General features: G+C 59.0%; 18 protein-coding genes. 10 read left to right on the plus strand and 8 right to left on the minus strand.

The genetic code is table 11. From position 1 onward, the window contains the following. Positions 1–48: 48 nt before the first annotated feature. Complete coding sequence (locus PMI30_RS13555; RefSeq protein ID WP_008010358.1) at positions 49–1,425, minus strand: NfeD family protein; 1,377 nt, start codon at positions 1,423–1,425, stop codon at positions 49–51. Between the two features lie 305 nt (positions 1,426–1,730). Here PMI30_RS13555 and gabP point away from each other — a divergent pair, with 305 nt between their 5' ends. The 4 genes from gabP (at position 1,731) to PMI30_RS13535 (ending at position 6,940) form a co-directional block, all read left to right on the plus strand. Beyond that, complete coding sequence (gene gabP, locus PMI30_RS13550; protein WP_008010360.1) at positions 1,731–3,137, plus strand: GABA permease; 1,407 nt, start codon at positions 1,731–1,733, stop codon at positions 3,135–3,137. A 113-nt stretch (positions 3,138–3,250) separates the two neighbouring features. After that, positions 3,251–4,342 (plus strand): GlxA family transcriptional regulator, encoded by a 1,092-nt coding sequence (locus PMI30_RS13545; protein ID WP_008010362.1) that lies wholly within the window; start codon positions 3,251–3,253, stop codon positions 4,340–4,342. Positions 4,343–4,579: 237 nt separating this feature from the next. Further along, positions 4,580–5,677, plus strand: a complete 1,098-nt coding sequence (gene nspC / locus PMI30_RS13540; protein ID WP_008010364.1) for a carboxynorspermidine decarboxylase — start codon at positions 4,580–4,582, stop codon at positions 5,675–5,677. A gap of 27 nt (positions 5,678–5,704) precedes the next feature. Then, positions 5,705–6,940 (plus strand): saccharopine dehydrogenase family protein, encoded by a 1,236-nt coding sequence (locus tag PMI30_RS13535; RefSeq protein WP_032835526.1) that lies wholly within the window; start codon positions 5,705–5,707, stop codon positions 6,938–6,940. Between the two features lie 143 nt (positions 6,941–7,083). Here PMI30_RS13535 and PMI30_RS13530 read toward each other — a convergent pair whose 3' ends face one another. The 6 genes from PMI30_RS13530 to PMI30_RS13505 form a co-directional block, all read right to left on the minus strand. Further along, a complete protein-coding gene (locus PMI30_RS13530; RefSeq protein ID WP_008010369.1) occupies positions 7,084–7,764 on the minus strand; it encodes a class I SAM-dependent methyltransferase in 681 nt (226 codons plus the stop codon). Between the two features lie 113 nt (positions 7,765–7,877). Then, positions 7,878–9,116: a DUF2599 domain-containing protein gene (locus PMI30_RS13525; protein ID WP_008010372.1), complete on the minus strand. Its 1,239-nt coding sequence runs from the start codon at positions 9,114–9,116 to the stop codon at positions 7,878–7,880. Between the two features lie 171 nt (positions 9,117–9,287). After that, positions 9,288–10,982 (minus strand): DUF2599 domain-containing protein, encoded by a 1,695-nt coding sequence (locus PMI30_RS13520; RefSeq protein ID WP_008010374.1) that lies wholly within the window; start codon positions 10,980–10,982, stop codon positions 9,288–9,290. A 69-nt stretch (positions 10,983–11,051) separates the two neighbouring features. Beyond that, a complete protein-coding gene (locus PMI30_RS13515; protein WP_008010377.1) occupies positions 11,052–11,669 on the minus strand; it encodes a TetR/AcrR family transcriptional regulator in 618 nt (205 codons plus the stop codon). Continuing rightward, entirely contained in the window at positions 11,656–12,507 is an 852-nt protein-coding gene (locus PMI30_RS13510; protein ID WP_008010378.1) for a 3-hydroxybutyryl-CoA dehydrogenase, read from the minus strand. Before PMI30_RS13510 ends, PMI30_RS13515 begins: the two co-directional genes overlap by 14 nt. Before the next feature lie 13 nt (positions 12,508–12,520). Next, a complete protein-coding gene (locus tag PMI30_RS13505; RefSeq protein WP_008010380.1) occupies positions 12,521–13,705 on the minus strand; it encodes an acetyl-CoA C-acyltransferase family protein in 1,185 nt (394 codons plus the stop codon). 131 nt (positions 13,706–13,836) lie between these two features. Between PMI30_RS13505 and PMI30_RS13500 the strand changes: the two genes are divergently transcribed. The 6 genes from PMI30_RS13500 (at position 13,837) to PMI30_RS13480 (ending at position 21,016) form a co-directional block, all read left to right on the plus strand. Continuing rightward, on the plus strand, positions 13,837–14,853 hold the full coding sequence (locus tag PMI30_RS13500) for an AraC family transcriptional regulator (RefSeq protein ID WP_008010382.1): 1,017 nt from the start codon (positions 13,837–13,839) through the stop codon (positions 14,851–14,853). Further along, positions 14,840–15,127, plus strand: coding sequence for a hypothetical protein (locus PMI30_RS0129735; protein WP_032835529.1), 288 nt, complete (start codon positions 14,840–14,842; stop codon positions 15,125–15,127). The genes PMI30_RS13500 and PMI30_RS0129735 overlap by 14 nt, the downstream gene beginning before the upstream one ends. Before the next feature lie 35 nt (positions 15,128–15,162). Beyond that, positions 15,163–16,944, plus strand: coding sequence for a type I secretion system permease/ATPase (locus PMI30_RS13495; RefSeq protein ID WP_008010383.1), 1,782 nt, complete (start codon positions 15,163–15,165; stop codon positions 16,942–16,944). After that, on the plus strand, positions 16,925–18,238 hold the full coding sequence (locus tag PMI30_RS13490) for an HlyD family type I secretion periplasmic adaptor subunit (protein ID WP_032835532.1): 1,314 nt from the start codon (positions 16,925–16,927) through the stop codon (positions 18,236–18,238). Before PMI30_RS13495 ends, PMI30_RS13490 begins: the two co-directional genes overlap by 20 nt. 2 nt (positions 18,239–18,240) lie before the next feature. Further along, a complete protein-coding gene (locus PMI30_RS13485; RefSeq protein WP_008010387.1) occupies positions 18,241–19,620 on the plus strand; it encodes a TolC family outer membrane protein in 1,380 nt (459 codons plus the stop codon). A gap of 652 nt (positions 19,621–20,272) precedes the next feature. Further along, a complete protein-coding gene (locus PMI30_RS13480) occupies positions 20,273–21,016 on the plus strand; it encodes a response regulator transcription factor (protein ID WP_008010389.1) in 744 nt (247 codons plus the stop codon). A gap of 126 nt (positions 21,017–21,142) precedes the next feature. On the opposite strand, the gene PMI30_RS13475 is transcribed toward PMI30_RS13480, so the two are convergent. Then, a partial coding sequence (locus PMI30_RS13475; protein WP_008010390.1) for a DUF5801 repeats-in-toxin domain-containing protein occupies positions 21,143–23,382 on the minus strand: 2,240 nt, incomplete at its 5' end.

Here is a 23,382-nt window from a genome sequence, read left to right on the forward strand (position 1 = left end):
TAAAGAAAAGTCTTTCTCCCGCGACTTTCCATCGGGGCCGGATACGCATCAACCTCCTCGCGATGGCGTTTCATCCAGCGCAATGACGTCCAGCATCACGCCCGTGCGCGCCACCACCCGGACCTGTTGGCCCAGGTGCAGGGGCGAGCGGCTCTGAACTTGCCATCTTTCGCCCTGCAGTTGCACCCAGCCGCTCATCGGCAGACCCGGCAGCAGTCCCGTCACCGTGGCCTGGCTGCCGACTAATCCCGCATCGCCGCTGACCAAGGCACGGCGTCTGGCCTTGAGCGCCATGCCGACCAGCGTCATCAGCAACAGGGCGCTGATCAGTGCCATGCCGATGATCAGCGTCAACGGAATGCCGAAGCCCGGTACATCGGTGTCCATCAAAATCACCGCGCCAACTACAAAAGCAACCACCCCACCGAAGCCGATTACACCGAAACTCGGTAGAAACGCCTCGGCGATCATGAAGGCGATCCCTAGCAGAATCAGTCCGACCCCGGCGTAATTCACGGGCAACAGTTGCAGGGCATACAGCCCCAGCAACAGGCAGATGCCACCGAGCACCCCACCAACGCCCGAACCTGGGTTAATGAATTCGAAGATCAAGCCATAGACCCCGAACATGATCAGCAGCAACGCCACGCTGGGGTTGGTGATCACCGCCAGCAGTTGTGTGCGCCAATCAGGCGCATGGTCGATGAGCGCAGCCCCGGCGGTGCTCAGCCTCAACATTTGACCAGAGACATTCAGGCTCTTGCCGTCCAGTTGCTTGAGCAGGTCTGCCACGTCATTGGCCACATAATCGACCACCTTGAGTTTGAGCGCTTCGTGGGCCGACAGGCTGAGCGATTCACGTACCGCTTGTTCGGCCCAGTCGGCATTGCGTCCGCGTAGTTGCGCAAGGCCACGGATGTAAGCCGCCGCATCGTTGATCTGTTTTCGAGTCAACGCGTCTTGTGGCTCACGCGCAGAATTCTTGTCGGTGGTGGGTGGGCCCGGCGATTCGGGCGCGGTCCCGGGCAGGCCGCCGATCTGCACCGGTGTAGCAGCGCCCAGGTTGGTGCCGGGGGTCATCGCGGCAATGTGGCTGGCATACAAAATATAGGTGCCGGCGCTGGCCGCACGTGCGCCACTGGGGGCGACGAAACTTGCCACTGGCAAGGGGCTGGCCAGAATCGCCTTAATAATCAAGCGCATCGAGGTGTCCAGCCCGCCGGGGGTGTCGAGGCTGATGACCACCAACTGCGCGCCCTCGGTCACCGCACGCGCCAAGCCGCGCTCCACGTAGTCGGCACTGGCCGGACCAATAGCATCGTTGACGGTCAGTACCACGACACTGCCTGCAGCCGTCGTCGAGCCCGTTGGTAACCCGATCAGTATTATTAGCAAGAGCAGGCGGCACCACCAGTGACCGTTCACGGGACCTCCAGTTGCGGGTATGACAGCCAGCAACCCTCACTCAAAGCGTAGTTGAGTCAGTCATGGGTACGCGCAACGCGTGTCGAAATCAGACTCGTAAGTGGCGCACTCGGGCTACTGGCTTTCAAGTCAAGACGCGTAAGGTGACGCGTCACTTCATGGCCGTGTGCGGCTGTGATGCTTGATTTAGAAACTCCGGAGCGTTGAGGTGCGCCGCGTTCGAGACGCGGTAACAGGGAAAAATGATGATCGCCTGACCCTCAGTCAGTACGCCTAACGTCGATCACCAGAGAACAAAAAAAACAATGAATAACCTGAACTCCAGAGATTCGAACGGTCAGTTGGCGCAGGGTTTCAAACCGCGTCACGTCACAATGCTTTCTATCGCGGGGATTATCGGCGCAGGTTTGTTTGTTGGCTCCGGACATGCCATCGCTGCGGCGGGGCCGGCGGTATTGCTGGCTTATCTGTTTTCCGGCCTTTTGGTCGTTCTGGTCATGCGCATGCTGGGCGAAATGGCGGTTGCCAACCCGGACACCGGATCTTTCTCAACCTACGCCGACCAGGCAATCGGGCGTTGGGCAGGCTTCACTATCGGCTGGCTGTATTGGTGGTTCTGGGTGCTGGTGATCCCCATCGAGGCGCTCGCGGCCGGGCATGTACTGAACCAATGGTTTCCACAAATCGATACCTGGTTGTTTGCCTTGGCGTCGATCATCCTGTTGGTCGTGACTAACCTGTTCAGCGTGTCCAAATACGGCGAGTTCGAATTCTGGTTTGCGATGGCCAAGGTCGTGGCGATCATCGGCTTTATCGGCTTAGGTTTTGCGGTGTTGATGGGTTGGATTCCCGAGCGCGAAGCCAGCGGGTTGAGTCGACTCATGGAGGAACATGGCGGTTTCGCGCCCAACGGTTTGTCCGCGGTTGTAGGGGCATTCATCACCATCATGTTCAGCTTCATCGGTACAGAAGCGGTGACCATTGCAGCTGCCGAATCCAGCAACCCGGCGCAGAACATCGCCAAAGCCACACGCTCGGTGATCTGGCGGATCGGGGTGTTCTACCTGCTGTCCATTTTCGTGGTCATTTCCGTGGTGCCCTGGAATGATCCGTTGCTGGCGTCGGTGGGCTCTTACCAGCGAGCGCTGGAGCTGATGAACATTCCCCACGCCAAGTTAATGGTAGATGTGGTGGTGTTGATTGCCGTGGCCAGCTGCATGAACTCGTCGATCTATATTGCCTCGCGCATGTTGTTTTCGCTGGGCAAGCGCGGTGATGCACCGAAGCCGCTGAAGGTGACGTCGTCGGATGGCGTGCCGAGGGCTGCGGTGATCGCCAGCACCGTACTGGGTGCCGGCGTGACTTTGTTCAGCTACTTCATGCCCGCCGGACTGTTTCAGTTTCTGCTCGCCAGCTCCGGCGCCATCGCCTTGCTGGTCTACTTGGCTATCGCAGTGTCGCAATTGCGCATGCGCAAGATTCTGCGTCGGCAGAATGTCACGCTGACCTTCAAAATGTGGTTGTTCCCCTGGCTCACCTGGTTGGTCATCGCCTTCATCTGCGCAGCGTTGGCGGTGATGATGGTGACGCCCGAGCACCGTATGGAAGTTTCTTCGACCATCGGTCTGGCGCTGGTGATTTCCTTTATCGGCCTGGTGACCGCGCGTCAGCATGGGCAGCCGCGCAGTGCAGTGTCGGCGGAAAGTGCATAGCAGCTATATCAGCATAAACCTGCTTGCGATCTTTTCAGTGCGCCAGCAGTGGCGGGGCGGTTAACGCCGCCAGCGCCACGGGCCATTACCGCTCACTGCGAGAAAAAACTTCGATGGCATACGACACCTCCAAGGCCGTTCCTCTGCAAACCATTGGTTTTTTGCTGCTGGACCAGTTCACGCTGATCTCTTTGGCATCTGCCATAGAGCCTCTGCGAATGGCCAATCAGTTGACCGGGCAAGAGCTGTACCGCTGGCACACTTTCAGCCTGGGGGGCGAGCGGGTGTGGGCGAGCGATGGCATGCCGATCACCCCGGATGCGGCGATCAGTAACGCACCGATACTGGATACCGTGATTGTCTGCGGTGGGATTGGCATTCAAAGCGCGGTGACCCGTGAGCACATTACCTGGTTGCGAGCCCAGGCGCGGCGCGCGAAGCGGATAGGGGGCGTGTGCACCGGTAGTTGGGCCTTGGCCCAGGCAGGCTTGCTCGATGGCTTCGATTGCAGCGTGCACTGGGAGTTTCTGGCGGCCATGCAGGAAGCTTTTCCGCGAGTGAACCTCAGCTCCAGTCTATTCACCCTTGACCGAGACCGCTTCACCAGCTCCGGTGGAACCGCGCCAATGGACATGATGCTGCACCTGATCAGTCGCGATCATGGTCATGAACTGTCAGCGGCCATCTCCGACATGTTCGTCTACGAGCGAATCCGTAACGAGCAGGATCATCAACGCGTGCCCCTTAAACACATGCTCGGTACCCACCAACCGAAGTTGCAGGAAATCGTCGCCTTGATGGAGGCCAATCTGGAAGAGCCGATCGACCTCGACGAACTGGCGAACTATGTCAGTTTGTCCCGTCGACAGCTGGAGCGGTTATTCCAGAAATACCTGCATTCCTCACCCTCACGCTATTACCTCAAGCTGCGTCTGATCCGTGCTCGTCAGTTACTCAAGCAAACGCCGATTTCGATCGTAGAGTTGTCGGTGGTGTGTGGCTTTGTATCCACCCCTCATTTCTCAAAGTGCTATCGCGAGTGTTTCGGCATCCCACCCAGCGACGAGCGCTTGGCGGCGCAAACGCAACCGCAAGTGACATCAAGGCCGGTTGTACAGGCATTGCCAATGGCAAGGCCGATGAGTTTGCTGGATCAGGCACGTGATGAATCAACGTTCGCCAGTATCAAAATTCTGAAACCCTGAACGACCCGGTACGCGATAAAGCCAGCATCTGCAGCCGAAATTGCGTCGACATCTCCCAAGCGATGAAGTATTGCATTGTGTTCGAGAAAGCAGCCGCCGTTTGAGCTGCCGCTGACGCTGGCTTCTGGATCCAATCAAGAACGGCTCGGCGAACTGCGCTCTCTGCTCTTTCGATAAGTTGCCAGTGAAGGCACAATGCGCATCCTTTTTTTGGCTGGCCTTGCCGGAGGCCTCGAAATGATCAAGACGCCGTACTACCTCATCGACAAGCAAAAGCTGCTGGCGAACATGCAGAAGATCGCTTACGTGCGCGAACAGTCCGGGGCGAAGGCCCTGCTGGCACTCAAGTGCTTCGCCACCTGGTCGGTGTTCGACCTGATGCAGCAATACATGGACGGCACTACGTCGTCGTCGCTCTACGAGCTCAAGCTCGGTCGGCAGAAATTCGCTGGCGAGACCCACGCCTACAGCGTGGCCTGGGCCGACGACGAGATCGAGGAGATGCTCGACAACTGCGACAAGATCATCTTCAACTCCATCGGTCAGTTGCAGCGCTACACTGAAGCTTCAGCAGGCAAGGTGCGCGGTCTGCGGGTCAATCCGCAGGTGAGCAGCTCGGATTACCTGCTAGCCGATCCGGCGCGGCCATTCAGCCGTCTGGGCGAGTGGGATCCGGTGAAGATCGAACAGGTCATCGAGCAGATCTCGGGCTTCATGTTCCACAACAACTGCGAGAACGCCGACTTCGGCCTGTTCGACCAGATGCTGTGCACCATCGAGGAACGGTTCGGCCATCTGCTGCACAAGGTCGAGTGGGTCAGCCTGGGCGGCGGCATTCACTTCACCGGTGAAGGCTATGCGATCGACGAGTTCTGCGCGCGGCTCAAGGCCTTTTCGCAAAAATACGGCGTGCAGGTCTACCTGGAGCCGGGCGAAGCCGCCATCACCCAGAGCGCGTCGCTGGAAGTCACCGTGCTCGACACCCTCTACAACGGCAAGCACCTGGCCGTAGTGGACAGCTCCATCGAGGCGCACATGCTCGATCTGCTGATCTATCGCCTGAATGCCAAGCTGGCGCCCAGCGAGGGCGAACACACCTACATGGTGTGCGGCAAATCCTGCCTGGCCGGCGACATTTTCGGTGAGTATCAATTTGATCGTCCCTTGGCCATTGGCGATCGGCTGTCGTTCATCGACGCAGCGGGTTACACCATGGTCAAGAAGAACTGGTTCAACGGCCTGAAAATGCCGTCCATCGTAGTGAAACAACTCGACGGTACAGTCGAGGTGGTTCGTGAGTTCGGTTACAACGACTACATGTCCAGCCTTTCGTAAGCTGGCAGAGAAGGAGAGAGAGAAAAATTGAAGAAGAACGTGCTTATCATTGGTGCAGGAGGTGTCGCCAAGGTGGTGGCCCACAAGTGCGCGCAGCACAACGATGAACTCGGTCGTATTGCTATCGCGTCGCGCAACATCTCCAAATGCCAGGCCATCATCGACAGCGTCAAGGCCAAGGGCAGCCTCAAAGAGCCCGCCGACATAAAGGCCTTCTCGCTGAACGCTATGGACGTCGAGGCGACCAAGGCGCTGATCCGCGAAACCGGATCGCAGATCGTCATCAACGTCGGTTCTGCCTTCCTCAACATGTCGGTGCTGCGTGCCTGCATCGATACCGGCGTGGCCTACCTGGACACCGCGATTCACGAAGAACCGGGCAAAATCTGCGAGACGCCGCCCTGGTACGGCAACTACGAGTGGAAGCACCTCGAGGAGTGCAAAGAGAAGAACATCACCGCCATCCTCGGTGTGGGCTTCGACCCGGGTGTGGTCAACGCCTATGCAGCGTTGGCGCAACAACAGTATTTCGACCGTATTGATTCGATCGACATTCTCGACGTCAATGCCGGTTCCCATGGCAAATATTTCGCCACCAATTTTGATCCGGAAATCAACTTCCGCGAATTCACCGGACAAGTGTGGAGCTGGCAGAACAGTCAGTGGACCAGCAACACAATGTTCGAAGTCAAACGTACCGACGACCTGCCGGTCGTAGGGGCGCAGAACCTGTACCTGACCGGGCACGATGAAGTGCACTCCCTGTCGAAGAACCTCGGCGTGCCCAACGTGCGTTTCTGGATGAGCTTTGGCGAGCACTACATCAATGTGTTCACCGTACTCAAGAACCTCGGGCTGCTCTCCGAGCAACCGGTCAAAACCGCTGAAGGCCTGGAAGTCGTGCCGCTCAAAGTGGTCAAGGCCGTGCTCCCTGATCCGAGCTCGCTGGCGCCTGGCTACACCGGCAAGACCTGCATCGGCGACCTGGTAAAAGGCACCAAGGATGGCCAGCCGCGCGAAGTGTTCATCTACAACGTCGCCGACCACGAAGAAGCTTACGCAGAAACCGACAGCCAGGGCATTTCCTATACCGCTGGCGTGCCACCTGTGGCGGCAGCCCTGCTGGTCGCACGCGGCGAGTGGGATGTGCAGCGCATGGCCAACGTCGAGGAGCTGCCGGCCGAGCCGTTCCTCAAGGCGCTGGATGTGATGGGCCTGCCGACCCGCATCAAGGACGAGAATGGAGACCGTCCCTGGAGCTGAAACGCCTGAGGCGTGCGAAATACAGGTGAATCTTGTATTGCGCTCCAAACGCAAAAACGCCGCTCCTTGAGCGGCGTTTTTGTTTGTGCGTCATTTGTCGGGCTTGTTGAGGACTGCATCAAGATTGTTCCTTTTGCCCCGGGTCAGTCGCAATCACCCCGTTGCTCCGCCACCAACAGCAACGACTGCGGCACAGGGCTTTGCGGATGCTGCGGCTCCTGCAGGCCGGCCAGCCGAAAACCGGCCATGTCCAGCGCATTGAGCCAACTGGACAACGTTCGGAAGTACCACGGCATGGGTTGCCACTGCCCCTTGAACCCAGTGAAGGTCTCTTCCCGCCAACCATCCTGATAGTCGCCCGCCGCCGCGATCCACGGATGCAGCGTCTGGATCACCAGCGCGCCGCCAGGGGCGAGCAGGGCGTTCATGGCGGCGAGCAGAGGGATGATGTCCTGGTGCAACAGGGCGAAGTTGGCGCAGATCAGGTCGTAGTTGTTGCCGATGTCCACCTTCGCTTCCACCAGCTCTTCATAGCTCGCCAGATGCACCCGCGAAGAGCCCGCCGCCCGTGCTGCTTCGACCAGCGTCGCATCGCCATCCACACCGATCGCCGTGATGGCCCGTTCAGCCAGCGCACGCAACAGCCAGCCCTCGCCACAGCCCAGGTCGAGCACACGCTCGGGTTGGCGACTTAGTACCGCCAGCAGGATTGCCTGGTCAGTGACCTTGAGGCGGCTTTCGATGGTGCCGGTGCGGATCGCCTGGATCCAGGACTGGGCGTTGTGGTGCCAGCTCTGGAGGAGGGTGGATTCGGGGGCAGGCATTTTGATGTCCGGAGTGGTTGGGTGGATGAAAGGATAGGACAAATGCGGGGGTAAAAAATGCCAACTGCCGATACCTGGGGTATCGGCAGGTCGGGTTTTGCCGCTCTAAAGCCTCAGTAAGGATTACAGTGTTGCGCTATGGCCTTGGCCTGGTCGACGTATGGCCGCTTCGGTTCGAGGTTCCACTCGGGCTTGTTCCTGACGGGCTTGCCGTCGAAGGTTGCCGCCAGATGACAAACCAATTGCCGGCGGATTGACCCACCGTTGATGCTGTATTGCCTCCATTGCTCATCGTTTTTGTGCTTGTTGTACAACTCGGCAAACATTCTGTCGGTCTGATCATCCTTGATAGCACGGCCGCAAGCGGTGGGCACTACCTCAAGCGACCAAGTGTCGGGTCCGAGTTTCGGATCTTCGCGTCGTATCCAGGTGCTTGATTCGATGTACTTGTCACAAAATTGTTGCGCGGGTGGAGGCGTGGTTCTGGCGCACGAGAAGGTGGCCTTGCTAACCGGCGTTCTTGGAAAATCAATCTTGATCACGTTGCGATCTTTTCCTGTTTTGTCTTTATAGTCCCGCTGATTGGCCAAGGCATCGTTCAAACCACGTTGATCGCTGTAGAAAAAGGCCAGAATCGGTAGTTCGTCATCTTTCGGGTTACCCAAGCGGAATTCTGTCTGGGTTTGAAACTCACGGGTGTTGATGACTTGCCGAGCCCCCATAAAGTTTCGAAAAGCGTCTACCCGATCCTTGCTGCTCATGGGATTGCGCATATTGAAGCCACATTGCAACTGGTCCTGATTCCTGTCGTTGTTGAACTTGGTGAAATGCGCGACCCAGGCATTAGCGTTGATAATAGGTGGCGCCATGGCCTGGCAAACAGCCTCTGTCTGGCCGGTGTTCTTATTGTTGCCGCAGCCTCGGTCATCTCGATAATCGGTCCAGGCGTCGTTAGGAAATGCACAGTAGACATGCACCGCAGTCTCAGGCTCGCGTACCAGATCTATCGGAGTAATGATGTAGCCGTTCTGAGTGCTCATGCCAGGATCTTCATAACTGATGCCATCGGCACGCATCCAGGAAGCGGCAAAAGTACCCAGCTCTTTCGCTTTCGGGCTTGGATTCCATACATCCCATTTCTCCCCCTTCGCCGGGTTGGCTCGGTGAGTGCCCCTGATCAACAATCCCGAACAGTCCGACGCCGGATCCTGCCTGCAACTATCGACTGTGTTGTTGTACAACGTTTCAACCCGTTTCAGCGTCTCCTCGCATGATTCGGCGTTGGCCAATGTCGTTTGCAAGAGCAACGGAAATACAAGTAATGGAGTAATCCTGTTCAGACGTTTTTTCATGGCGCTACTTCCTTGTGGTTGGAGCCGATAGCCGGCGCGGGCGTCCATGCCGGTGATACAGAAAACACAATGGTTCGTTGCACGTGCCGCTCTCTTTCGCCGGCGACTTGCGCGACCTGCGGCGGACAACGGCAGCGCCCTCGGGCGAGGGCGCCACAGCGCGCCAGCCATTCAACGCGGGACTGGGTTGCAACCTGCGGCCCGGGTCTCGCTGTCCGATAATGCTGGCCTGAAAGGCTCGAGATTCCAGGGCGTCTTGCTGCGGTAGTTGATCAGTACGCAGTTCAATTGCTGGCGCATGCTGCCGGCGGAATTTTCATTGTCGCGCCAGTTGCTATCCGCGCCCTTGAGGGCGAACAGCTGGTTGTACAAAGCTCCGGCCTGCTCGTTGGGCAAGGCGCGACCAGCTGCCGTGGGCACCACGCTCAAGGTCCATTCATCCTTGCGGGTGCCGGGGTCGTAACGCTTGACCCAATCGGCAGACGCGATGTATTGCGGTGCCTGGAGCGGCAGCGGATTGCAACCGGCCTTGGCCGCTTCCTGGGGTGTGACATTGGGGCGAAACGGTTCCAGGTTCCATTCGGTCTTGGCCGGATAGTTCTGCACCAGACAGCTCAGTTGCTGGCGCATGCTGCCCGGTGATTTCTCGTTGTCGCGCCACTGGCTATCGGCCCCACGCAGCTCGAACAGTTCCTTGTACAAGGCGTCCTGGTCGCTGGCCTGGATCGCCTTGCCCTGAGCGGTGGGCGTGACATTGAGGCTCCATTCGTTTTTCTTGCTGCCCGGGTCGTAACGCTCGACCCAGGTGGCCGCAGCAATGTAGCTGGGCGCAGGTGCAGTCGGCGTTGGCTGTGTACCACCAGCAACCGTAAGGTCTATCGCCTGGTCGGCGGCGACATAGCTGAAACGTTGCTCCGCAGGTTTGGTGAAGTCCAGCCGCAGGATCGGCACGCTGTAGCCCTGGGCCTGGAGTTTCTTCTGGAAGTTGCGCGCGCTGTTCAGGCCGTCCTCCGGTTTCGGTGGCGCCTGATCACCGCGGGTGGCGAAGTTCTGCGTGCTGTTGACGTTGTAGATGAAGGCATCGATGTACTTCATGTTCTCGCTGCCGTCGTTGGTCGCCGAAGCATTCTTCAACATGAACTCGTTGACCTGGGCACTGAAGGCGAAGGGGTCCTTGTTGGTAGTGTTCGGCCGGGACTCGTGGACGCGGATCATGGCGTTCCAGTCGCTGGGTTTTTCCGCGTTCCAGGAGCACTGGCTGTATTGGATCGGTCCTTTCATCAGCCCGGTGTATTTCCGGGTCCATTGCTCGGCGGTGCTTACCGCCGCTTCCGCGCAGGTGCCGTAGGCGAGGGCGGAGTTGCGGTTGTTCATCGCGCCCTGGGCTGCACGCGGAGGTTCGCGGTTGTCGAAGAAGCCGCAGCCGTACCACTTGCGCTCCGGCCCGGTACCGCCATCGAAGGCGTAGATGCAGGTCCAGCCCTGCTCCTTGACCGGCAGGCTCAAGGCCGCCGCATCGGTTGGGGTGCGCAGGATGAAACCGGCCGGGTGAATGAGAATCCGGGTGCTCAGGTCCTTGCGGATCCAGGAGTAGGAGGTCGCGCCGATCTTGATTGCGTAGGGGCTGTAGTCCCAGGGGTTGAAGGGCCCGTCGTTGACCATGCGCAAGGTCACGCCGCTGCAGTAGTAGTGACCGCGTGCGGCACCGGTATCGGGTTCCTGGCAAGCGTCCTTGAGGGTGTTGTAGTTGTGGTTGATGCGGTTCAGGGTCTCCAGCGGATCGAGCGGCGGCTGGGCGGCCACCGCACAGAATGCCAGGGGCAGCGTCCAGGCCAGGGTAAAAGACGAACGAACGGACGGGTACATTGTCGACACTCCTTGTCGCACGAGATGATTTCCTTTAACGCACCAAAGTAGTCAACTCAGTCCTTCCGGTCAAACCAGTGCAATGCTTATCGTCTCACACGTGCGTCTTGGCGCCAGCAACCGCTCGATGGCGCCACTCACCATGTTTTCCAGCAGATTATCGCGCTCTCGTTCATCCAGCGAATAGTGCGTCAGCCAACTGGGCGCGCTGTTGAGCAAGGCGCCGATGGCATGACCGGCGGCCATCCGGCCCGGTTCACTGAATCGGGGGCGGATGCCGAGCATCAGCAGCAACTTGCGTTCGTACTGCTCGCGCAGTTGCCGGACCCGCTCCTGTTGCTCTTCATTCAGGCAGCCGCTGTCACGCTCCACCAGACGAAAATGCCAGGGCATTTCCTGATGCAGATTCAGGTGCGCGCTGATCAATTGGTTGAGTCTGTCGCGTTTTGCCGGGGCCGTTTGTTCGATGCGCCCCAGGGTGGCCAGCAGCTCTTCATAGAACTCCTCGATCAGGTCGAGCAGCAAGTGCTGCTTGCTGGGGTAATGGTGATACAGCGAGCCCGTGGCGAGCCCCAGGGAGCTCGCGAGCTCACGCATGCCGACCTGACCGAAACCCTTGCTGGCAAAGAGCTCCAGCACCTTGTCCCGGTGTTCGGCGAAGCGTGAGCAACGCTCAGGCATAGGCATGGAAGCCACGCCCCGTTTTGCGTCCCAGGTAACCGGCGGCGACCATTTCCTTGAGCAGTGGAGCGGGGCGGTATTTGCTGTCGTTGAAGCCGTCGTAGAAGGCTTCAAGGATTGCCAGCACGGTGTCCAGGCCGATCAGGTCCGCCAACGCCAGCGGGCCGATCGGTTGGTTGCAGCCCAGGCGCATGCCGGCGTCGATGTCGTCGACGCTGGCCAGGCCTTCCTGAAACACCAGGATCGCTTCATTGATCATCGGCACCAGAATCCGGTTGACCACGAATCCCGGACGATTGCCGGCGGTGATTGCGGTTTTGCCGAGGGTGGTCGCCATGTCCAGCGCCAAGGCGTGGGTGGCATCGCTGGTTTGCAGGCCACGAATCACTTCAATCAGGCCCATGACCGGCACCGGATTGAAAAAGTGCAGACCGATGAAACGCTCAGGCTGACTGACGCTGGCAGCCAGTTGGGTAATGGACAGCGATGACGTGTTGGAGGCGATCACACAGTCGGCGCTGACCTGCGCGGCGATTTGTTGCAGCACGCGCAGCTTCAGATCGAGGTTTTCGGTGGCGGCTTCGATCACCATTTGCACGTTTTGCAGGCTGTTGTAATCGGTACTGGTGCGAATCTTGTCGAGGGCAGCGAGCTTTTGCTCGTGCGTCAGCGTGTTTTTGACGACTTGCCGATCGAGGTTTTTATCGACGGTCGCGATTGCCTTTTGCAAGGCACTCTCGCAGATGTCGATCAAGGTCACGTGGAGGCCGGCCAGGGCGCAGACTTGCGCGATGCCATTGCCCATGGTGCCGGCGCCGATGACGCCAATGTTCTGAAGATTCATGCGCATGTCCTTATCAAACCCGCTCGAACAACACAGCGATGCCTTGGCCGCCGCCGATGCACATGGTCGCCAGGGCATAACGGCCTTGGCAGCGATGCAATTCGTGAATGGCTTTGGTGGCGATGATCGCGCCAGTGGCGCCCACCGGATGGCCCAGCGAGATGCCCGAACCGTTGGGGTTGACCTTCTGTGGATCGAAGCCCAGCTCTTGCGCTACGGCACAAGCCTGGGCGGCAAAGGCTTCGTTGGACTCGATCACATCAAGGTCGGCAACGGTCAGACCGGCGCGCTTGAGTACCAGGCGCGTGGCGGGAATCGGTCCCAGCCCCATCATCGAAGGTTCAACGCCTGCGTGGGCATAACCCACCAGTCGGGCCATGGGCTTGAGGCCTTGTTCCTGGACGACTTGCCCGGTGGCCATGATCAGTGCGCCGGCACCATCATTGAGGCCGGAGGCGTTGCCGGCGGTGACGCTACCGTCCTTTTTGAACGCCGGTTTCATGCGGCTCAATTGCTCGGCGTTGACCTCAGCCCGAACATGCTCATCCGTCGCAAACGACACCGTCCCTTTGCGGGTTTCAATTTCGATCGGCACGATCTGCCCGGCAAAACGCCCTTCGGCAATCGCCCGGGCAGCACGCTGCTGGCTGAGCAGCGCCAATTCATCCTGGGCCTGACGCGTGATGCCATAGTGTTCGGCGATATTTTCAGCGGTGATCCCCATGTGGAAACCGGCAAACGGGTCTTGCAGTGCCCCAAGCATGTAGTCGACGGCCTGCATGTCGCCCATGCGTGCGCCCCAGCGCGCCTGCGGCAACAAGTACGCGCCTCGGCTCATGGACTCGACGCCGCCTGCCAGCGCAGCGCCCGCATCCCCCAGCATCAAACTTTGCGCGGCACTGACAATCGCCTGCAAACCCGAACCGCAAAGGCGGTTGACGTTGAAGGCGGGCGTCTCTTTCGTCAGGCCGGCATTCATCGCGACCACCCGGGAGATGTAGGCATCGCGTGCCTCGGTCGGGATCACATGTCCCATCACCGCATGGCCGATGTGCTCGGGCGCCAGGCCTGATCGTTCGATAGCGGCGCGGCAAACGTCGGTTGCCAACTGAATAGGCGGCACATCCTTGAGTGAACCGCCAAAGCCGCCGATGGCAGAACGGACGGCGCTCACTACAAAAATATCGGAATGGTTCATGTCGGCTCTCTGAATAGGTCTTTTTTGTTGGGTACGAGTCTAGAATCAGCAGCGCCGCTGGCCTATGCCAAAACTGTTCAAGGGTGATGGCGTTTTTTGCCATATTCAGATGTAACGAGAGAGGCATTCAAATGCGGGAAACGGATTCGGTGGCGGTTTACTTCATGTACCCCATGATCCATGCGCTACGTGAGGAACCGCAGCGTCTGCGGTCAGTGCTTGAACAGGTGGGAATTGATCCGGCATTGATGGATCAGCCGACGGCACGGGTGCCGGCCACGGCTTTCGCCGCGTTGTGGCTGGTGCAGATTCGTGAGTTGAACGACGAATTTTTCCAGTTGGACTCCCACGGCATGCCACCGGGCAGTTTTGCCTTGATCTGTCGGGCATTGATTCAGGAGCCGACGCTGGAAAAAGCCATGCGTCAGTGCCTGGCCAATTTCGCCCTGTTCCTGCGCGATTTTCGTGGCACGTTGAGTGTGCGTGGCAAGCGTGCGGTCATCAGCTTGCAAACCCGTTCGCAGAACAGCGAGGTCAGCCGGTTGGGCGAAGAAACGTTTCTGGTGTTGATGATCAGTCTGCTGTGCTGGCTGGCCGGGCGGCGCATTCCTATCGATCGTGCGGACTTTCGCCATCAGCGTTTGTCGCTGCGTGATGATGCCTTGCTCTGGGGCCCCAACCTGACCTTTGGCACCGAACGCACCGAAATCGAGTTCGCCAGTCACTACCTGCGGCTGCCGGTGGTTCAAGACCTTGCCTCGCTGAAAGTGTTTTTGCGCACCGCGCCGCAATGGCTGGTAATCCGCTTCCGCAACCAGCATGGGCTGGCGTCGCAGGTTCATCAGCGCCTGCGCCACAGCCATTACAGCGAGTGGCCGACCTTGCAGGCCTTCGCCCTGGAGCAGCACCTGAGCCCCAGTACCTTTCGCCGCAAACTGGGGCGCGAAGGCTGTTCGTATCAGGAAATCAAGGATGAAGTGCGGCGCGCGGTGGCGTTTGAACGGTTGCGCCAGAGCAAGGCGAGCATCAGTGATATTGCCGAACAGTTGGGATTCCAGGAGCCGAGTGCGTTTCATCGGGCGTTCAAGAAGTGGACGGGGGAGAGCCCGGGGCGGTATCGGGTGCGGTTTCAGGATGGTTCTGAATGAGCTCCTGACAGGGATCGCACGGGTCAACACCATCAGCCCGGGCATCATCATTACCTCACTTGCCAAGGATGAAAAATCCGCACTGAAAAAAACGCGCCAACGGGGTCATGCAGGTCCTGTAGGGGCCAGGCTTGCCGGCGAAGGCGTCCTTGAGAGCGCCTTCGCCGGCAAGCCTGGCTCCTACGAAAAGCGGTTTACTCGGGCATTGCGATGGAACAGACGTGTTCGAGGCACTCCGGCCGATTGCTACACACAGTCGTTCGGCATGATCTAAGCTGCAAAGGATGGTTTTTGCGAGCAGGGGTTTCAATGCGAAGCACACCTGAAAACAGCCTGAAGAATGCGTTGAAAGCCTGTAGAGACAGCTTTATTTCTGTTGGTTTTTTCAGCTTCTTCATCAACGCGCTCATGCTCGTGCCCACCTTCTATATGCTTCAGGTGTATGGGCGAGTGATGGCCAGCGGAAGCTTGACAACCCTGGCAATGCTGACGCTGATCATGACCGGGCTGATAATCACGCTCGGCTCCCTGGAATGGATTCGTTCGCGCATCATGGTTCGGGTCAGTACCCGGCTGGATGTGTTGCTGAGTCGCCAGGTCTATAAGGCCAGTTTCAAACGGGCTCTGGACAGTGGTGGGATGGATGCCTCGGCCCAGTCGCTCAACGACTTGACGGGTTTGAGACAGTTCCTCTCCGGTAACGGTCTGTTCGCTTTTTTCGATGCGCCCTGGTTGCCTATCTATATCGCCGTGATGTTCGTGTTTCATCCCTGGTTTGGCTGGGTAGCGACGGGCAGTGCGCTGCTGTTGTTATTGCTCGCGTTTATCAATGAGAGGCTGACGGGGCCGACACTTGCGCAGGCGAACAAGGAACATATCGGCGCGACGCTCTACACCACGAAAAATCTGCGCAACGCTGAAGTCATCGAGTCCATGGGCATGCTTGAAACCCTTATGGACCGTTGGGGGCATCGTCAAAGAAACGTCCTGCTGCTGCAGGGCCAGGCGAGCGATAGAGGTGCCATAGTCAGCACGCTTTCCAGGACCTTCCGGATCCTGGTGCAATCACTGATCCTTGGCATGGGGGCATACCTGGCCGTGGACCATCAAGTGGGGGCTGGCCTGGTGTTTGCCGGGGCCGTGCTGCTAGGGCGCGCATTGGCTCCCATCGATCTGATCATCGGCAGTTGGAGGGGCTTTATTGCGGCTCGCTCGCAATACCGCCGTCTCAACGACATCCTCGACAAACAACAAGCCCAACCCGAGCGTATGTCATTGCCTGCGCCTCAGGGGCATGTACAGGTGGAGAATCTGGTCGTCGCGGCACCTGGCTCGAAAACGCCGATCATCAACAACATAAGTTTCAGCGTACCTGCCGGCTGCGTTGTCGGCATCATCGGTCCCAGTGCCGCGGGCAAGTCGACCCTGGCCAGGGCACTGATGGGGGTATGGGTGCCGCAGCATGGCGTGGTCCGGCTCGATGGCGCGGACATCAGCGCGTGGGACAAACATGAACTTGGGCCGCATATAGGTTACTTGCCCCAGGACATTGAACTGTTCGAAGGCAGCATCAGCGAGAACATTGCCCGCTTCGCCGAGGTCGACTCCGAGAAAGTCATTCAGGCTGCCAGGACCGCTGGCGTTCACGAAATGATTTTGCAGTTGCCCGATGGCTACGACACCGTCATTGGCAGCGAGGGTCTCATGTTGTCGGGAGGGCAGCGCCAGCGCATCGGACTGGCCCGTGCCCTGTATGGCAACCCGCGGCTGATTATTCTCGACGAGCCCAACTCCAATCTTGACGAAGTCGGTGATCGCGCCCTGGTGGCAGCCATCCAGCAGATCAAGCAGAGCGGCGCGACCCTGTTTGTCATTACCCACCGAACCAACATTGTGTCGCAACTTGACCGACTCATGGTGATGAACGCAGGGGTTATCAGTCTCTATGGGCCACGCGAGCAAGTGCTCGCCGAACTCACGCAGAAACAGCAGGCACAAAAGCACGCCATGTCGGCAGGCGCCACCATGGCTTCGGTCAAAACCAGCAAGGGCGACGCCGATGAACCCTACGATGCCCAGTCGTCAAATTGAAAGCTTCGCCGGCCTGCCGATATCTGATCGTAAAGCACGCCGCCTGGGCATTGGTATTGTAGGGGTGACCTTCGGCCTGTTCGGCACTTGGGCGGCGCTCGCGCCCCTGGACGGTGCCGCTTACGCGCCGGGGGTGGTCACCGTGCAGACTTACCGCAAAACGGTTCAGCATCCTGAAGGGGGCATCGTCAAAACGGTACTGGTTCATGACGGTGACATCGTCAAGCGTGGTGATCCGCTGATCATTCTTGATGATGCCCAGTTGCGCTTCGAATACGAGATGACCCGAGGCCAATTGGCCGCGACCAGAGCCATGGAGGCAAGACTCAGGGCTGAGCGCGACACACTGTCGGCGATCAGCTTTGGGGAGATAGCCGACCCGGACAGTCTGCGCGGAGTGGAGGCACGTCAGGGCGAGACTCAGGTATTCAACGCCCGGCAGGGCTCGCGGCTGGGTCAGATCTCGGTGTTGCGCGAGCGCATTGGCCAGTTGAGTCAACAGATCAAGGGACTGGAGTCGATGATTGCTGCCAAGGTTCAACTGGAGAAATCCTACAGCGGTGAAATCGTTGAATTGACCGACCTGCTCAAGCAAGGGTTCGTTGACAAACAACGTCTGCTCGAGCAGGAACGCAAGCTGGGGATGCTCAGGTCGGAGGTGGCTGATCACCGTTCCACTATTAACAAGACTCGTCTGCAGATCAACGAAACACAGCTGCAGATTCTGCAAATCGACAAGGATTTCAATACCGAGGTGGTCAAGGAGCTGGCCGAGGTTCAGACCCGGATGTACGACCTGCAAGAGAAAACCTCGTCCCTGGAAGACCGGCTCAGCCGTATCGTCATCCGCGCACCCGAGGCGGGCATGGTGATTGGCATGACCGTGCACACCATTGGTGGTGTCGTGAGCCCGGCGACGCCGCTGCTGGATATCGTTCCATCGGTTTCCGAGCTGGTCATAGAGGCCCAGGTGGCGCCTGTGGATATTGATCGTATCGGCATCGGCAAGCGTGCCGATATCCGTTTCGGCGCGTTCAAAAGCTCGACCACGCCGGTGATCGAAGGCGAGGTCAGCAGCGTATCGGCTGACCGCCTGACCAACGAAAAGACCGGGACGGCCTATTACCTGGCGCGGGTGCGGGTCACCGAGGACGGCGCGCGCACCTTGGGTGAGCGCAAGTTGTTGCCGGGGATGCCGGCGGACGTATTGATCATCACCGGGCAACGCACGCTGTTGCAGTACTTGATGCAGCCGGCCCGCGATGCCATGTCTCAATCGATGATCGAGGAATGACCATGAACGCATCGGCAGTTTTGCTGGGCGGTGCGTTCATGCTTGCAGCGGGGGGCGCCCTGGCGCAAACCACTGCAGCCCCGCCGACCGGGGTCAGCGCCTCGACGTTTTCCACCGACCTCATGCAGTTGTACCGTGAGTCACGGCTGGAAGACCCACGGGTATTGGCCTCCTATGCGCAAGCGCAGGCGGGCAAGGAACATCAGCGCGAGGCCATGGGCGCGCTGTTCCCGCAGGTATCGCTCAACGCCGGGACGAATCGGATTCATCAGGAGAACGACCTGGTGCAGCAAAGTTACGATAGCGAAAACTACAGCCTGGTGCTGCGTCAGTACCTCTACAACAAGACCGCGTGGGAGAACTACCAAAAATTCAAAAGCCTGGCCAAGCAGTCCGAATCGCAAGCGCTGGATGCCCAGGCCGAGGCCACAGTGGACTTGGCGCAGCGTTACTTCAGCGCGTTGGCGGCCGAAGATGAACTGGAGTTGGTGAAGGCGGAGCGTCGAACCACGCAAAAGAGTCTGGACCGAGTCAATGCGTTGTACGAAAAGCAGCTGGCAATGATTACTGATCAGCTCGACCTCAAGGCCCGGGTAGATTTGCTGGCGGCGCAGGAACTGGATGCCCAGAACCAGGCCAGTATCAGTCGTGAGGCGCTGGCGGAGATCGTCGGCCGTCCGGTCAAGGAGAAGCTCAACCGGATTCGCGATGACGTGCAATTACGTGTTTCGGCGCAGAGTCTGGAATCCTGGGTGCGCGAGGGTATCGCGCTAAACCCGGCGCTCAAGGCCAACGAAAGCGGTGTGGAAGCCGCGGGCGCTGCGTTGCGCAGCGGCAAGGGCGGGCATTATCCGACCTTGAGTCTTACGCTGAGCGCGCAGCAGACCAACGAGGGCTATAACAATGCCCTGGCGCCGCGCACCGACAGTTATGTCGCCGGTATTGGCGTGCAGGTGCCGCTGTACAGTGGCGGTTCGACCTCGGCGCGGGTCCGTGGGCTCTACCAGGATCAGATTACCGCCGAGCAGGAACTGGAAGCGATACGGCGCCGGGTGGTCAAGGAGATCACCAGCGCTTACCTGACCGCCAATTCGAGCGGAGAAAAGATCAGTGCGAGCCGCAATGCCCTGGCCTCGGCACAACTGTCCAGAGTGGCCGCAGAGAAAGCGCTCGATTACGGAATGGTCAATGCCGTCGATGTACTGACCAGCGTGCGCAACGAATTCCGGGCGCGTCGTGACCTGCTCAAGACGCAATACGAGTTCGTCACCAATGTACTCACGCTCAATCGCTGGGCGGGAAAGCCGCCTGCCGAGGGTGTCGAAAGCGTTAATGCCTGGTTGAGCCCCAGCCGCTCCAGCCAAAACCTTACAACCCCCTGATTCTTCCGCGGTATCGACTGCGGATCCCCCGTCCTCACTTGAGCCATAACCTCCAGCAGTTCAGCTGGTTGCTGCGCTGTAGTCGCAAAAACTCGAGCACCTCAGTCCATTCCCATGGCTCGGGTGAGGTAATTTCGCCGATAAATTGACGTCAGTGTTGCGGTTGCACTTGTGCGCACGCCACTCGTCGGTTAATTGACGATTTTGATCGGGGTCAGACTGTGGTCACAGGTCGCCAGCGTGAGCCTAAGTCGATGAATTTATAGGGAAAGATAGCTATTGGTAACGTCGGTCGGACTAACCGTATGAGGCTTGAGTCGACGACTGGCGGATGGGCGTGCTGGCAGTGTGCTGGTCTGGCCTAGACTCAGTTGAACAGATCGAGGGAGCACATCAATCATGCGCAAGCTATTGATGATTATTCCTATTTAGTTGCCTCGATGGCTTTGCCAGGCTTTTGGAAACGTCCGTAATCCTTATAGGTGAAGCCAGTGGAAGTGCCCCAGGGGATGAATGCCCGGGTGGGCACCGTCAAGGCCTGTCGGCGCTCGCATCTGTCCTTCGATCACGATGGCCAGGTGAGCAAGCTGCTGATTCAGGAAGGCCAAGGGAGGGAGGTCATAGTTAATTCTTCAAGGGAGTCAGGAAAGTAATGACGACCCACAGAAAACCAATACGCGTGATGCTGATCGATTGTCGTCCCCTCGTTCTCATGGGGCTACACGACTTGATCAATGCCAGGAAGCCTCAGATGGAAGTGAGCGGCCAGGCCACCACCTATACCAATGCGCTGGATCTTGCCGATCAGTTGCGTCCCAATGTGATTTTCTTCAGCTTCTTTCCAGATGCGTTGAACCCGCTGGAGGTCGTCGCCGAGCTCTCCCGCAGCGCCGAAATGAAAGTGCTGGTGCTCAAGGGCCTGTACGAAACCGTTCCCGTTGCCCAGGCAATAGAGGCGGGCGCTCGCGGCATCGTGCTGGCGGAAGACCCGACGGAATCGATCATCCAGGCCATCATCACGGTTCACCACCGCGACATCGGACTGGATAGAGCCTGGGCCGGTGGGCTGTCCGGCTATGCCGCGACCGGGAATATTCACTTGAAATGCAATCTGGAGCAGGCGAAACAGGCGCGGCTGACACTGCGCGAGAGGGAACTGATTCGTGCCATCGTGGGGGATCCGTCCGCCAAATACATGTGCATCGCAGGGCGCTTGGGCATCAGTGAACACACCGTGCACAACCACCTCAGCAACATTTATCAAAAGCTTAATCTGATCAACCGTATCGATTTGCTGATGTATGCGCTGAAGCACGGGCTCACCAACAACGAAAAGCCACCCGAGTCCACGTGGGTGGAACTGGATTTGGTTTCACGTCAAAAAAAGACGTTTTGACACCCTCGGGCGCGTCTGCCACAGGGTGTCGGGGTTGATACAAGCGTGCGGATCCAATATTGGAACTGAAAAAAGATAATGCGAGGGTAGCTTGCGCCACCCTCGCATTTCTTTTACGCGCGTTTCTCAGACGCTGCCAAAAACAATATCGCTAGTCAGAAGATCGACCCCGACCAAGGTGATGGTCGTGACTTGTCCGCCCGTTTCGGCAACCGTCACGATGCTGTCTGCGCCGGTGTTGTCGATCGACTGGACAACCGCGCTCTGGTCGCCGTTGAGCACCAAGGCGTCTCGCAGGTTTGCGTTCGCATCGAAGCCGGTGACCTGATACAGGTTCTCATCGACTGACAAATCGATGTTGAAGGCATCACGTTCACCGCCCGTGCCCACCAGAGAGAAGTCAAAGGTGGCGTTGTCCAGGTCGTTGGCGAACAGGTTGGCGTCGAACGTACTCGTCGCCGAGTCCCCATCCTTGTCCGTCAGCGTCGCGTTGAACGTCAGCTGGACGTCGCTGGCCAGGCTCTCGCTCTCATGAGTGAACTGGATCGTCGGGATCTTGATCTCGCCTCGGGCCATCGTGAGCTGAACAGCGTCGATCAGATTCGTGCCATTGCTCTCAATGAGGAAGGATACCTGTCCGCCTGCCTCCGGAGTCAGGGTGTTCACTTCGATGAGGTTCGAGAACGTGCCATCCTCGTAGTAGGCCCTGTAGTACAGGTCCTCGGTTGCCGTGTTGTAACCTCCCACGGAGTTGTCGATGAAGACCCGCATGCTTGTCAGCAGGCTCTCCGGATTGACGACGAAACTTTCGTCATTAACGCCGATGGCCGCCAGATTGTCTCCCTGGAACAGGTTATTGGCGACGCCGATGCCGGCCGTGCTGACGTTCATGGCCGACGGGTCGATGTACGAGGGCAGGGGGTCGGTTTGTAGCGTGGTTTCGGTGGGGTCGGGTGCTCCGGGTCCGATACCGGTCAGGATGTCCGAAGTTGACGCCAGTGCCTTCGCGGAAAAGAACACAACCTCCTCAGATGGCGAAGGAATAATCGGCGGATTCTGCTCTGGAATTAACAATGTGCGCACTGGATCCGGACCGCCGGCACCGAGTGCGCCGTCGGCAGTGCTGAGCACGATCTCTGAACTGAAGCCTTGCACCAGATCCAGTGCATAGCGGCCATTGGCAAAGGCGGTCAGCGTGTAGTCGACGCTGGTATCCGCCGTTGCGGCGTTGTTGTCGAAATCACCGGTCAACGTCCCTGCGAAGTGGTACGCGCCACTGCCGTCCGGTGAGGGCGACTGCTCGGTGAGCGTGGCGGTCCCGGTCGTGGTCGTGTTGTCTGGCCTGACGAGGGTGAACTGGCTATTCACCGAAATATCCAGACCGGCTGCACCCAGCCCGTCGGCGCCCGCCGAATGGTCCCAGAACCCGAATTGCGGCAGGACGCTACCGGTACCGATCAGGTTGCCGAATGCAAGTGATGGGCCGTCGTCCTCGAACACCAGGTTCTTCCCGATGTTGAGGGTCGCCTGGGCACTGTCGCCGTCCTTGTCGGTTTTGGTCGCCGTCAGCCTTACCAGATTGTCCGCCGACAGCGTCGTCGCATCATCGGGATTGGTCGCATCGGGATGCACCACGGCGCGCAACTGGTCGAGCGTGACGTCACCGTTGGCGGCGACGCTGACCGTGAACACCAGCAGGTTGGTGGTGGCTGTGCGACCTTGCACCACGGTGCCGTTAAGCGACAGGTTCACCGCCTCGCCGGTGGCCGTATCGGTCAGTCCGGAAGCACCGGCCGTGACGCCCAGTGCATAGGTCAATGTGCCCGCGCCATCAGCGCCAAACGCCGAGCTGAAGTTGGCGGTAAAGCTCTGGGTGGCGTCGGTCGCCAGTACCGTTTCGTCTACCGTCAGGATGGGCTCCGTGCCGGTGGTGTGGATGCTCGGCCCGTCGTCCTCGAACACCAGGTTCTGGCCGATGTTGAGGGTTGCCTGGGCACTGTCACCGTCCTTGTCGGTGATGGTTGCGGTCAGGGTGACCAGGTTGTCCGAACTCAGGCTCGTCGCGTCATCGGGATTGGTCGCGTCGGGATGCACCACGGCGCGCAGCTGATCGAGGGTGACGTCACCATTGGCGGCCACGCTGAGCGTGAACACCAGCAGGTTGGTGGTGGCCGTGCGGCCTTCGACCACGGCGCCGTTGAGCGACAGGTTGACCGCCTCGCCGGTGGCCGTGTCGGTCAACCCGGAGGCACCGGCCGTCATGCCCAGCGCATAGGTCTGTGTGCCGGCGCCATCAGCGCCAAACGCCGAGCTGAAGTTGGCGGTAAAGCTCTGGGTGGCGTCAGTCGCCAGTACCGTTTCGTCTA

This window comes from Pseudomonas sp. GM50 (genome assembly GCF_000282375.1).
Taxonomy (GTDB): domain Bacteria; phylum Pseudomonadota; class Gammaproteobacteria; order Pseudomonadales; family Pseudomonadaceae; genus Aquipseudomonas.

Coding starts and splice junctions, on each gene's coding strand:
- gabP (WP_008010360.1), top strand. CDS start 1,731: ATGAATAACCTGAACTCCAGAGATTCGAACGGTCAGTTGGCGCAGGGT.
- PMI30_RS13545 (WP_008010362.1), top strand. CDS start 3,251: ATGGCATACGACACCTCCAAGGCCGTTCCTCTGCAAACCATTGGTTTT.
- nspC (WP_008010364.1), top strand. CDS start 4,580: ATGATCAAGACGCCGTACTACCTCATCGACAAGCAAAAGCTGCTGGCG.
- PMI30_RS13530 (WP_008010369.1), bottom strand. CDS start 7,764: ATGCCTGCCCCCGAATCCACCCTCCTCCAGAGCTGGCACCACAACGCC.
- PMI30_RS13525 (WP_008010372.1), bottom strand. CDS start 9,116: ATGAAAAAACGTCTGAACAGGATTACTCCATTACTTGTATTTCCGTTG.
- PMI30_RS13520 (WP_008010374.1), bottom strand. CDS start 10,982: ATGTACCCGTCCGTTCGTTCGTCTTTTACCCTGGCCTGGACGCTGCCC.
- PMI30_RS13515 (WP_008010377.1), bottom strand. CDS start 11,669: ATGCCTATGCCTGAGCGTTGCTCACGCTTCGCCGAACACCGGGACAAG.
- PMI30_RS13510 (WP_008010378.1), bottom strand. CDS start 12,507: ATGAATCTTCAGAACATTGGCGTCATCGGCGCCGGCACCATGGGCAAT.
- PMI30_RS13505 (WP_008010380.1), bottom strand. CDS start 13,705: ATGAACCATTCCGATATTTTTGTAGTGAGCGCCGTCCGTTCTGCCATC.
- PMI30_RS13500 (WP_008010382.1), top strand. CDS start 13,837: ATGCGGGAAACGGATTCGGTGGCGGTTTACTTCATGTACCCCATGATC.
- PMI30_RS0129735 (WP_032835529.1), top strand. CDS start 14,840: ATGGTTCTGAATGAGCTCCTGACAGGGATCGCACGGGTCAACACCATC.
- PMI30_RS13495 (WP_008010383.1), top strand. CDS start 15,163: ATGCGAAGCACACCTGAAAACAGCCTGAAGAATGCGTTGAAAGCCTGT.
- PMI30_RS13490 (WP_032835532.1), top strand. CDS start 16,925: ATGCCCAGTCGTCAAATTGAAAGCTTCGCCGGCCTGCCGATATCTGAT.
- PMI30_RS13485 (WP_008010387.1), top strand. CDS start 18,241: ATGAACGCATCGGCAGTTTTGCTGGGCGGTGCGTTCATGCTTGCAGCG.
- PMI30_RS13480 (WP_008010389.1), top strand. CDS start 20,273: ATGACGACCCACAGAAAACCAATACGCGTGATGCTGATCGATTGTCGT.